The sequence below is a fragment of the Kitasatospora sp. NPDC023176 genome, assembly GCF_055560495.1.
The window spans coordinates 1-11,400 of the sequence record NZ_JBVHIP010000017.1; the positions used below are offsets into that span (position 1 = coordinate 1).

Here is an 11,400-nt window from a genome sequence, read left to right on the forward strand (position 1 = left end):
TCGGTGGAGGAGGTGGTGGGGTCGCTGGTGCCGGGTGCTGAGGTGGCGGCGGTCAACGGGGTGGATGCGGTGGTGGTGTCGGGGGACGAGGCGGCTGTGGTGGCGGTGGGTGAGGTGTGGCGTGGCCGTGGGCGTCGGGTGGGGCGGTTGGAGGTGAGTCACGCGTTTCATTCGGCGCGGATGGATCCGGTGTTGGGGGAGTTGGGCCGGGTGGCGGCGGGTTTGTCGTTCGGTGAGCCGGTGATTCCGGTGGTGTCCACGGTGGCGGGGCGTCCGGTGGATATGGGGGAGCCGGGGTACTGGGTGCGGCAGGTGCGGGAGCCGGTGCGGTTCGCTGATGCCCTGGAGTGGCTGGCGGGCCGGGGTGTGACGGGGTTCGTGGAGGTGGGTCCGCATCCGTTGCTGGTGGGGAACGGGTTGATGCGGCGTGGTGGTGATTCTGTGGAGCGGTTGTTCGCGGGGTTGGGGCGGTTGTGGGCGGATGGTGCCGTGGGCTGGACGCCCCCCGTGGCCGCGGCGGCGGGGGCGTCGGGTGGACGGGTGCCTTCGTATGCGTTCCAGCACCAGCACTACTGGCTCCAACCCACCACCCCGTCGGAGGGCCCCGACACGCCCGACCACCCGCTGCTGCGGTCCCTGGTGAAGCTCCCCGACGGGCAGGGCGTGGTGCTGACCGGGAAGCTCTCCGCGTCCGTCCACCCGTGGCTGGCCGAGCACACCGTGCTCGGTTCGACGCTGCTGCCCGCGATGGCGTTCGTGGACATGGTCGTCCACGCCGGCGAGCACACGGCCAGCCCCGTACTGTCCGAGCTGGTCCTGGAGGCGCCGCTCGTGCTGTCCGAGCACGACGGTGTGCACGTGCAGGTCACCGTCGGCGCGCCCGACGACACCGGACGCCGACCCGTCACCGTCCACTCCCGCACCTCCGCCGAGCCCGACGAGTGGACCCGCCACGCGACCGGCGTGCTCAGTCCGCCCACGGACCGGGCGACACGGGCGGACCGGACGGCCGTGCCCGGGGCGGACGACAGCGGGGCCACGCCGCTCGACATCGGCTCGCTCTACGACCGGCTCGCCGAAGCCGGCTACGACTACGGGCCGACCTTCCAGGGGCTCACCGGCATCCGGCGACACGGCGAGGACCTGCACGCCGAGGTGAGCTTCCCGGCGGACCCCGCGCAGCTCACCGGCTACCGCGTCCACCCCGCGCTCCTGGACGCCGCCATACAGCCGCTGACCCTGCTCGCCGGCCTCGCGGCCGAGGACGGCGGCGCCGGCGGCAGCCCGGCGCGGCTGCCCTTCTCGTTCTCCGGCGTGTCGGTCACCGGGTCGGCCGCGACGGTCCGCGTGGTGCTGCACCCGACCGGGCCGGACACCTGCGCGGTGCGGATCACCGACACCGCCGGGATGCCGGTCGTGAGCATCGACGAGATCGTCCTGCGGCCCGTCGAAGCGGCGGGTCACGGGGCCGGGCGCCGGTCGAACACGCTGTTCGCCGTTGACTGGACCCCGATGGCGGCACTAGACGGCCCGGGCACCGAGACGGTCCTCCACGAGGTCGTCGGCGAGGGCGAACCGGTCGCGGCCGCCCACGCGGTGACCCGGGAACTGCTCGGCAGGGTCCGGGAGTTCCTGGCCACCGATACGCCGGTCCGGCTCGTCGTCCTCACCGGCGACGACCTGGCCTCGGCCGCCGCCCGCGGCTTCCTGCGCAGCGCGCACAGCGAGAACCCCGGGCGGATCCTGAGCGTCCGGCACGACGGCACGGCCGCCTCACGACGGGCGATCCCCGCCGCGGTGCGCGCCGCCGTGAGCGACGGCGAGCCCGAGATCCGGTTGCGCGACGGAATCGCCCTCGTGCCGAGGCTGGTGAGGGCCGCCCCGACCGGGCCGACCGGGCCCCTGGACGGCGCGCCCCTGGACGGCACCGTGCTGATCACCGGCGGCACCGGCACCCTCGGCGTCCTGCTCGCCCGGCACCTGGTCGTGCGGCACGGTGCCCCGCACGTGGTGCTCGCCGGCCGTCGCGGCGTCGAGCCGCCCGGGCTCCGGCAGGAGCTGGGCGCCGCCCTCACCGTGGTCGCCTGCGACGCCGGTGACCGCGGGGCACTGAGGGATCTCGTCGCCTCGATCCCCGACCTGCGGGTCGTCGTGCACGCCGCCGGGGTCGTCGACGACGCCGTGGTGGGATCGATGACACCGGAGCAGATCGACACGGTGCTGCGCTCGAAGGCCGATGCCGCGTGGCACCTGCACGAAGCCACCGAGCACCTCGACCTGCGGGCGTTCGTGCTGTTCTCCTCGGCGTCCGGGGTGTTCGGCGCCCCCGGGCAGGCCAACTACGCCGCCGCGAACGCGTTCCTCGACGAGCTCGCCGAGCACCGGCACGTGCGCGGTCTGCCGGTCACCTCCCTGGCCTGGGGCCAGTGGGCCGAGTCCAGCGGCATCACCGGGGGACTGAGCGAGGCCGACCACCGTCGGCTGGCGAGGACCGGGATGCTGCCGCTGGCCACCGAGCAGGCCCTCGACCTGTTCGACACCGCCCTGGCCGACGAACGCCCGGCGCTGGTGCCGGTGCGCCTCGACCTCGCGGCGATCGACACCCCGCCCGCGCTGCTGCGCGGACTCGCCCGGCCGCGGCGCGCGCCGGCCCCGGCAGCCGGCCCCGGCGACCTGCGGGCCAGGCTCGAAGCCCTGCCCGAGCCCGAACAGCGCGCCCTGCTGCTCGACCTGGTCGCCACGCGCAGCGCGAGCATCCTCGGGATGGCGCCCGGCGGGATCGACGACCCGCGTCAGCTGTTCCGCGACCACGGCGTCGACTCGCTGACCGCCATCGAGCTGCGCAATCAGCTCAACGCGGCCACCGGGCTCCAGCTCCCGGCGACCCTCGTCTTCGACTTCCCGACGCCCGAACAGCTCGTCAACCACCTCTACGGGCAGCTGTGCTCGCCGGAGAACCGGGTCGCCGGGCCGATGGAGCGCCTGCTGCGCAAGGCCCTCGACGTCGGCCGCGCGCAGGACGGCCTCGACCTGCTGGCCACGGCGTCCCGGCTGAGCCCGGCCACCGACGCGCCCAAGGCCGAGGTGGTCGCCCTCGCGGCCGGCCTCCTCCAGCCGTCGCTGGTCTGCCTGCCGTCCGCGCTGGCGTCGAGCGGCATCGAGGAGTACGGGCGGTTCGCCGCGGCGCTGGAGGCCGCCCGCGACGTCGCGGCGGTCACCCTGCCGGGCTTCGCCGGCGACCCGCTGCCCGCGGACGCCGACGTCCTGGTCCAGGCACTCGCCGACGCCGCGTCGGCCGTCGCCGCGCCGGTGCTGGTCGGCCGTTCGGTGGGCGCGTGGCTGGCGCTGGAGACCGTCAGGGAACTGGAACGGCGGGGGGCCCGGCCCAGCGCCGTGGTGCTCATCGACGGCTACCCCGACGACCTGCCGGGTGTGCTCACCGGCATGCTCGACGCCGGCCACCAGGTCCAGCCGGTCGACGACGACCGGCTGGTGGCCATGGGCCGATACCTCGATCTGGCCGGCGCCCCGGAGCCCGTCACCGCGCCGGTGCTGCTGGTGGGCACCGGGAAGCGCTCGTGGCCCCGGCTGTCCACCACCGCCCAGGAGGTGCTCACCGTCTCGGGCGACCACTTCACCGTACTGGAGGAGCACTCCGCGGCCACGGCGCTGGCCATCAGCACATGGCTCCTCGACTTCAGCGGATACGGCGCCGGATTGTCCGCGCTCAGGGGAAAGGACTATGCATGATCTGGGACAACGTCTACATCGGCGGAACGGGGCGGTATCTGCCGCCCCGCACGCCCGCGACACAGGCCGTGCCGGACACCGAGACCATGCGGCGGCTGCTCGCGCTGTCGGACTTCGTGTCGTTCACCCGCTCCGACGACGTCACCGAGCACGCGATGGCCGTGCACGCGGCGATCGGAGCCCTGCGCGAGTCCGGCCTCAGCGGCGCCGACATCTCCATGGCCGCCTACGCCCAGATGGACCACCAGGACCACATGGCGTCCTCCTGCCACCTGCAGCGCGTCCTCGGCCTCGGCCACGCCCTCGTCTACGAGGTCGAGGCGACCAGCAACGGCGGCTCGGCCGCGCTGCAGGCCGCCGCCGCGCACCTGGTGGCCGACCCGGCCGCGACCGCGACCCTGGTCACGGCTACCGCCCGGTTCCTGCCGCCGCGGTGGGAACGCTGGCAGCCCACCATCGGGGTCTTCCTGTCCGACGGTGCGGGCGCGGCCGTGCTCAACCGCGAGGGCGGCCGGGCGCGGCTGGTCGCGACCGCCAACAGCTCCGCGACCCAGATGGAGGTCCTCGCCACCCCGACGATCCCGGACCCCAAGGGCCACCGCAACCGTACGCCGATCGAGGTCACCGGCCTGGCCCCGTATCTGACGCTGATGAGCGGGGCGCTGGTCACCGCGGTCGAGCAGGCCGCCAAGGAGGCCGGCGTCAGCGTCGCCGACATCACCAGGTTCGTCGTCACCGGTCTGGGCCTGGCCCAACTGGAGGTCGTCGTGCTGGAGCCGCTCGGCATCGACGTGGGCCGCACCACCTGGCCGATGCTGCGCGAACTCGGCCACGTCGGGCCGTGCGACCAACTGCTCGGCGTGGACCACCTGTTGCACGACGAGACCCTCAGGCCCGGCGACACCATCATGTCGATCGGCCTCGGCATGGGCTCGCGGTTCACCGCTACCCTGCTGGAGGTCACCGAGCCGCCCAAGCCCCGTACGACCACCACCTTCACCGAGCCGGTGCGCGCGCAGGCCCCGCCCGCCGACGCGTATGTCATCGACCCCTCGGGCGGTGACATCTTCGGCGAGGCCGCTGCCTTGCGCGAGCGCGGCCCGGCCACGCCCGTCGAACTGCCCGGTGGCGTGTCGGCCTGGGCCGTCACCGGGCACGACCTGGCGAAGAAGCTGCTGCTCGACCCGAAGGTCTCCAAGGACGCGAACAAGCACTGGCCCATGTGGCGCGACGGCGACATCCCGCCGGACTGGCCGCTGATCATGTGGGTCGCGATGCAGAACATGTTCACCGCCTACGGGGCCGACCACACCAGGCTTCGCAGCCTGGTGGCCAAGGCGTTCACCCCGCGCCGGATCGAAGCGATGCGGCCGCGCGTCGAGGAGATCACGGCCGGCCTGATCGCCGACCTGGCCGCGGTGCCGCCGGGGCAGACGGTCGACCTGCGCGCACGGTTCGCGTTCCCGCTGCCGATCCAGGTCATCACCGGATTGTTCGGGGTGAGCGAGCAGACGGGCGCGGACCTGCGGCGGCTGGTGGACGCGGTGTTCAGCCTCGACGCGGACCCGGCGGGCGTGCAGGCCGCCTCCGGCGAGCTGTACATGCTGCTCAAGGAACTCGTGGCCGCCAAACGGCGCGACCCCGGCGACGACATGACCAGCGACCTGATCGCCGCACAGGAGGCGGACGGCACACGACTGTCCGAGCGGGAACTGCTGGACACCCTGCTGCTGACCATCTCCGCCGGCTTCGAGACGACGGTCAACCTGCTCGATCACGCCATCCACGCGCTGGCCACGCACCCGTCCCAGCTCGCCCTGGTGCGGTCCGGGACCAGCACGTGGGAGGACGTGGTGGACGAGACCCTGCGCTGGCAGGCGCCGGTGCCGAACCTGCCGCTGCGGTACGCCGTGGAGGACGTCTCCGTGGACGGCGTGCAGATCCGCAAGGGCGAGGCGATCCTGCTGTCCTACGGCGCGGCCGGCCGCGACCCGGCGCAGCACGGGGCCGACGCGGGGGAGTTCTCCGTCACCCGGCCGTCGCGGGCCGACCACCTCACCTTCGGGCACGGCGTGCACTACTGCCTCGGCAGCCCCCTGGCGAAGCTGGAGGCGACGACGGCGCTGTCCGCGCTGTTCTCCCGGTTCCCCCGGCTGCGGCTGGCCGTCCCGTCGTCCGAACTCGAGCCGCTGGGTTCCTTCTTCACCAACGGACACAAGACTCTTCCGGTCATCCTGGAGGAGAGTTGATGGCCCATTTCGCCTTCGTGAGCGCGCCCGCGTCCGGGCATGTGAACCCGACCCTGCCGCTGGTCGAAGAGCTGGTCCGGCGCGGTCACCGGGTCAGCTACGCCACGGGACCGGCCACCGCGGACGCCGCCTTCGCCGCCGGGGCGGCGCCGGTGACCCTGCCCTCGCAACTGCCGCCCGACATGGCGGCGCGGGGCGGGTTCACGGCGGAACAGCTCGCCGTGACGATGGAGTACTACCTCGACGACGCGCGTGCCTCTTTCCCCGTCCTGGCCGGGCACTTCTCGGCCGACCCGCCGGACGCGGTGTGCTACGACTCGGTGACCTTCACCGGGAGGATGCTGGCGAACCTGCTCGAGGTGCCGGAGATCTCCCTGGTGCCGACCTTCGCGGAGAACGAGTCCTTCTCGGCGGCGCAGGTGTACTTACCAGCCGACTTCGACCACACCAACCCCCGGCTGGTGGCCGCGTTCCAGGACATGGGGAAGTTCGCGCAGGGCCACACCTTCCTCGAGGACCCGAACCTGATGTTCGGCTACGTGGCCCCGACGAGCCTGGTGTTCATCCCCCGCGAGTTCCAGATGTCGGGGGACACCTTCGACGAGCGCTTCCACTTCGTCGGGCCGTCGCTGAGCAGCCGGCAGACCGCTGAGGAGTGGAGCCCCCGGTCGCGGGCCCCGGTGCTGCTGATATCGCTGGGAACCGTCTTCAACGACCGGCCCGAGTTCTATCGGACCTGCGTCGAGGCGTTCGGGGACAGTGACTGGCAGGTCGTCATGGCGGTGGGCGGGCTGGACCAGGAGTCGCTGGGCCCGATCCCGGCGAACGTCGAAGTGCACGCGCACGTGCCGCAGGTGGCGGTGCTGCGACACACCGAGGTGTTCCTGAGCCACGGCGGGATGAACTCGGCGATGGAGTCCCTCTACCACGGGGTGCCCTTCGTGGCGGTGCCGCAGATCCCGGAACAGCGGGCGATCGCCCGGCGGGCGGAGGAACTGCAGGTCGGCAGGATGCTCGCCGAGCCGACCGTGCAGGGCCTGCGCGACGCCGTCCAGGACGTCGGGTCCTGCCGCCCCCGGGCGGCGGCCCTGAGCCGGATCCTGCGCGGGGCGGGCGGCGCGGCAAAGGGGGCGGACGTCCTGGAGAAGCTGCTGACGCGGTAGCGGCCGGACTCCACCGGGCAGTCCGCCCCCGCACCCGCCCGGTGGAGCCCTTCCCACGCACGGTCTGTGGAGGACGGGTAGAGGTACATGGGGACGGTGACCGTCTCCAGGCGGGCGGCCTGCTTGAGGTGTTTGACCAACTCGTCGAGTGTGGTGATCGGTTCAGTGGCGTTGACCCTGGTGGCCGGGTCGGTGCGAAAGGATCCGGAAGCAGGAGCGCGTCATCCGGGCGGCGCAGCGGGCGGTCCCGCTGCGGCGGCGCGGCACCGCCGCCGAGGGGCGGTGCCGCGCCGCCGTCGCCTCACTCCGTCGGCAGTCGCGGCGTGCGCGGCGGGGCGGTCCGGCGGTCTCCGGTCGCCTCGAAGGCGGCGGCGAGGGTCAGCAGGGCGTTGTCGTCGTAGGCGCGGCCCGCGAAGGTCAGTCCGACGGGCATGCCGATGTCCGCCATGGTGCCCATGGGCACGGTCACCGTCGGGATGCCGAGGTGGCGGGGCACCAGGTTGCCGTTCGCGACCCAGACGCCGTTGCGCCAGCCGAGGTCGGCGGAGGCCTCGGAGACGTCCATGTCGGCGGGGCCGACGTCGGCGACGGTCGGGAACACCACGGCGTCCAGGCGCAGTTCGTCCATCCACTGCTCCAGGTCGACCCGGCGGGTCTCCTCCAGCCCGCGCAGTCCCTCCTCCAGGTGGGGCATGTCGGTGAAGGAGGCGTAGCGGCGCTCGCGCACGAAGCGCGGGTACTCGCCGATCGTGTCGTCGAAGCCGGCGTAGCGGTCCGGGAGTTCACCCTCCTGCTTGGGGAAGATGCGCTCGCCGTCGACCTCGGTCAGGGTGGCGAGTTCCGGGTCGCCGTTGGCGCGCAGGAAGTCGTCCCACGCCCAGGCGGAGAGGTCCTCGATCTCGACGGTGAGGAAGTCCCGGCCGACCAGGCCGCGGGTGAACAGCGACGGGGCGCCGGGGCGGTCGGACTCGTAGTTCGACACGACGGGGAAGTCGACCTCGACCACCTCGGCGCCGGCCGCCTCCAGGTCGCGGCGCGCGGCGTTCCACAGGTCGATCACCGAGGGGCGGGTGTCGATCCGCTGACCGGTCTGGCCGCCGATGCCGCCTTCGGGGTTCGTTCCGGCGTCCGGGTCGGCGTTGATGTACATCCGGGGGACGCCGACGCGCTTGCCGGCCAGCGCGGCGCGCGCCGCCGCCGGATCGGCGGGCCCGAGCGCCGGGTACGAGGCGGGGCGGACCTGCGACGACGCGGGCAGCGGCACCCACGGCTGGGCGCGCCACAGGTCGCCGCGGGTCTGCGGGTCGTCGGCCACGATGACGTCGAGCAGCTCGAACAGGTCGGCCATGGTGCGGGTGTGCGGGACGACGACGTCCATGGTCGGTACCAGCGGCCAGTTACCGCGCACCGAGATCACGCCGCGGCTGGGCGTGTAGGCGCACAGCGCGTTGTTCGACGCGGGTGCCCGGCCCGACGACCAGGTCTCCTCGCCGAGGCCGAACGCGCCGAACGACGCGGCCGTCGCGGTGCCCGAGCCGTTGGACGAGCCGGAGCCGTAGGCGCTGGTGAGCCAGTCGGCGCTGTACGGGCTCTCCGCGCGGCCGTACACGCCGCGCTGCATGCCGCCGTTGGCCATCGGCGGCATGTTGGTCAGGCCGATGAGGACGGCCCCGCCCGCGCGCAGCCGCTCGATCGCGAAGGCGTCGCGCTGGGCGACGAGGTGCTCGAAGGCCGGCGAACCGGCCGCGGCGGTCAGCCCCTTGGCGAGGTAGCTGTCCTTCGCGGTGTACGGGATGCCGTCCAGCGGGCCGAGCGTCTCGCCGCGCGCCCGGCGGGCGTCGGAGGCCTCGGCTTCGGCGCGGGCGTGCGGGTTCATCACGACCATCGCGTTGAGCGCGGTGGCGGTGCCCGGCCGGTCGTACGCCTCGATCCGCGCGAGGTAGGCGTCGAGCAGCGCGACCGCGGTGGTCTCGCCCTTCTCCAGCGCCGCGCGCAGGTCGGCGATATTGGTCTCCACGACGTCGAATCCCCGCGTCATGCGGATGCCTCCTGGATGGTGGGTCGGGTAGGGCGAACCGGTGGGGCGTCCGGCCGGTCGAGCGGACGGACGCCCCAGTCGCACTGACTAGATTTTCAGTCTAGACTACCGATCTAGATCCCCAGAAGCGAGATGAGGCCATGTCGACGCCGGAGTCCCAGCCGCCCGCTCAGCCCCCGCGCCGCCCCGCCACGCCCAGCGGCGACGGGGCACGGGAACGGGCGATGCGGGCCGCCATCAGCGCCATCGCCGAGAAGGGCGCCGCGGCCGTGCGGATGTCGGACATCGCCGAGCGGGCCGGCATGAGCACCGGGCACATCCTGTACCACTTCGGCAAGAAGGACCGCCTGCTGCTCGAAGTCCTCGTGTGGAGCGAGGGGGACCTCGGGGCCCGGTTCCAGCAGGCCGCGGACGAGGCCGCCTCCCCCGCCGAGAAGCTGGACCTGTTCGTCCGCGCCTACCTGCCCCGCCACCCGGGCGACGAACGCTACGCCCTGTGGACGCAGGTGCTGGCGCAGCGCCACGACGACGCGGGCCGCACCGTCCTCACGGCGCTCTCCGACGCCTGGGAGGAACGCCTGGAAGCCGTCATCCGCGAGGGCCGGGCCCTGGGACAGTTCGCCGACGTGGACCTGCCCGAGTTCGTCATCAGGGCGGTGGCCATGCTCAACGGGCTCTCCGAGGACGTGATGTTCGGACGGCCGCGCTGGCAGCACACCTCCGCGCACACCTTCGCGCTGTCCGCCCTCGAACGCGAACTCAGGCCGACCGGCGGGGCGTGACGGCGTGCCGGCGCGCCGGTCGGCGGCCGCTACCGGTCACGACCGGCCGGGGGCGGTCTTCGGCGGGGTGTCCAGCACCCGGAAGGAGAGGCCGGCGGCGATCAGCCGGTCGATCAGCGGCCGGCCCATCGCCACCGCCGTGGTCGACTGCCCCGCCACCGGCGGCAGGTCGTCGTACGCGAGGCAGAGCGCCGACTCGGCCAGCATCTTCGCGGTCTCCTGGTAGCCGGGATCACCCCCGGACACCTCGGTGAGCACCCTGCGCCCGTCATGGGCCCGCGCCCTGAACCGGACGGCGAACCAGGAGCGCGTCCGCTGCTCTTCGCTCGGCCCGTCGCCGGGCTTGCGCAGCCGGCCCAGGGCCCGGCGCAGCAGCGGCAGTTGGGCGGCGAGGGCGACCGCCGCCAGCACGGCGACGCCGCCGACGGCGATCGGCAGCCGTCGCACCGCCGCATAGTGGGCGTAGCCGAAGTCGGGGCCGTACTCGGCGAGGGCGGCGGCCGAGCGGGAGACCACCCGGGGGTCGATGGTGGGCATCGGTACCGCCCAGGCCCGGGCCGCCCGCGACCGGTGCGGCAGGCCCAGCGGGGTGCGGATCAGCCGGCCCTTCGGCCGGGGCTCCACCGCGCGGCGCGCGCGGGCGGCGCGGGCCATCGCCCGCGGCCGGGAGAAGGCCGTCATCACCGAGGCGAAGGTGCCGCCCGAGACGGTGCCGCCGGCCCGGACGAAGCCCTCGACCTCGACCCGGGCCGGCGGGCCGCCGCGGCGCAGCAGCTCCTCGACGGTGAACAGCACGCCGAGGTCGTGCGGCACCGAGTCGAAGCCGCAGGCGTGCACCAGCCGCGCGCCGGTGGCCACCGCCCGCTCGTGGTGCCGGAGGTACATCCGGTCGACGAACTCCGGCTCGCCGGTGAGGTCCACGTAGTCGGTGCCGCTCTCCGCGCAGGCCGCCACCAGCGGCTCGCCGTACCGCAGGTACGGGCCGACCGTGGAGATCACCACCCGGGCCCCGGCGGCCACGGCGCGCAGCGCCTCGCGGTCGGCGGCGTCCGCGATCAGCAGCGGGAGGCCGGCGCACCGGGGGTCGATCCGCGCCAGCTTCGCCCGGACGGCGGCGAGCCTGCCCTCGTCGCGTCCGGCGAGCGCCCAGCGGCAGTCCTCGGGCACGGTCCGGGCCAGGTACTCGGCGGTGAGCCCGCCGGTGAACCCGGTGGCACCGAACAGGACGAGGTCGTACGGGCGCGGCTCGGCCATCACAGTCCCTACTCGCGGGTCATCGACTGCGCCACGCTAGGAGTCCGCCCTGGGACTGTCAACGGGTCCGGACCGGGCGCCCCGCCGTTTCGAGGCGGGTGGCGGCGAGGGCGGGCCGACTCCGATGGCACGTCCGACAGGGCCGCGTTCGTCCTGCCGCCCGG

Annotated in this window: 6 protein-coding genes and 1 pseudogene; 5 read left to right on the top strand and 2 right to left on the bottom strand. The window is 73.7% G+C overall.

Annotated features, from left to right (window positions below; all coding sequences use genetic code 11):
- Positions 1-42: 42 nt before the first annotated feature.
- The 4 genes and pseudogenes from ACZ3YL_RS22780 to ACZ3YL_RS22795 all read left to right on the top strand — a co-directional run.
- Positions 43-402: pseudogene (locus ACZ3YL_RS22780) on the top strand (acyltransferase domain-containing protein); the annotation flags it as partial.
- Between the two features lie 138 nt (positions 403-540).
- A complete protein-coding gene (locus ACZ3YL_RS22785; RefSeq protein ID WP_465659578.1) occupies positions 541-3,750 on the top strand; it encodes a type I polyketide synthase in 3,210 nt (1,069 codons plus the stop codon).
- The gene (locus tag ACZ3YL_RS22790) at positions 3,747-5,999 is read left to right on the top strand and encodes a cytochrome P450 (RefSeq protein ID WP_465659415.1); all 2,253 of its coding nucleotides are present in this window, start codon (positions 3,747-3,749) and stop codon (positions 5,997-5,999) included. Before ACZ3YL_RS22785 ends, ACZ3YL_RS22790 begins: the two co-directional genes overlap by 4 nt.
- The gene (locus ACZ3YL_RS22795) at positions 5,999-7,162 is read left to right on the top strand and encodes a macrolide family glycosyltransferase (RefSeq protein WP_223243409.1); all 1,164 of its coding nucleotides are present in this window, start codon (positions 5,999-6,001) and stop codon (positions 7,160-7,162) included. The genes ACZ3YL_RS22790 and ACZ3YL_RS22795 overlap by 1 nt, the downstream gene beginning before the upstream one ends.
- 301 nt (positions 7,163-7,463) lie before the next feature.
- Here ACZ3YL_RS22795 and ACZ3YL_RS22800 read toward each other — a convergent pair whose 3' ends face one another.
- Complete coding sequence (locus tag ACZ3YL_RS22800) at positions 7,464-9,200, bottom strand: amidase (protein ID WP_465659417.1); 1,737 nt, start codon at positions 9,198-9,200, stop codon at positions 7,464-7,466.
- 140 nt (positions 9,201-9,340) lie between these two features.
- On the opposite strand from ACZ3YL_RS22800, the gene ACZ3YL_RS22805 reads away from it, so the two are divergent.
- Positions 9,341-9,982: a TetR/AcrR family transcriptional regulator gene (locus ACZ3YL_RS22805; protein ID WP_465659419.1), complete on the top strand. Its 642-nt coding sequence runs from the start codon at positions 9,341-9,343 to the stop codon at positions 9,980-9,982.
- Between the two features lie 36 nt (positions 9,983-10,018).
- On the opposite strand, the gene ACZ3YL_RS22810 is transcribed toward ACZ3YL_RS22805, so the two are convergent.
- Entirely contained in the window at positions 10,019-11,236 is a 1,218-nt protein-coding gene (locus ACZ3YL_RS22810; protein WP_465659421.1) for a saccharopine dehydrogenase family protein, read from the bottom strand.
- Positions 11,237-11,400: the final 164 nt, after the last annotated feature.

What these genes read in the sequence shown, in the direction of transcription:
- ACZ3YL_RS22790 (WP_465659415.1), top strand. Translation starts at nt 3,747, where the DNA reads ATGATCTGGGACAACGTCTACATCGGCGGAACGGGGCGGTATCTGCCG.
- ACZ3YL_RS22795 (WP_223243409.1), top strand. Translation starts at nt 5,999, where the DNA reads ATGGCCCATTTCGCCTTCGTGAGCGCGCCCGCGTCCGGGCATGTGAAC.
- ACZ3YL_RS22810 (WP_465659421.1), bottom strand. Translation starts at nt 11,236, where the DNA reads ATGGCCGAGCCGCGCCCGTACGACCTCGTCCTGTTCGGTGCCACCGGG.
- ACZ3YL_RS22805 (WP_465659419.1), top strand. Translation starts at nt 9,341, where the DNA reads ATGTCGACGCCGGAGTCCCAGCCGCCCGCTCAGCCCCCGCGCCGCCCC.
- ACZ3YL_RS22800 (WP_465659417.1), bottom strand. Translation starts at nt 9,200, where the DNA reads ATGACGCGGGGATTCGACGTCGTGGAGACCAATATCGCCGACCTGCGC.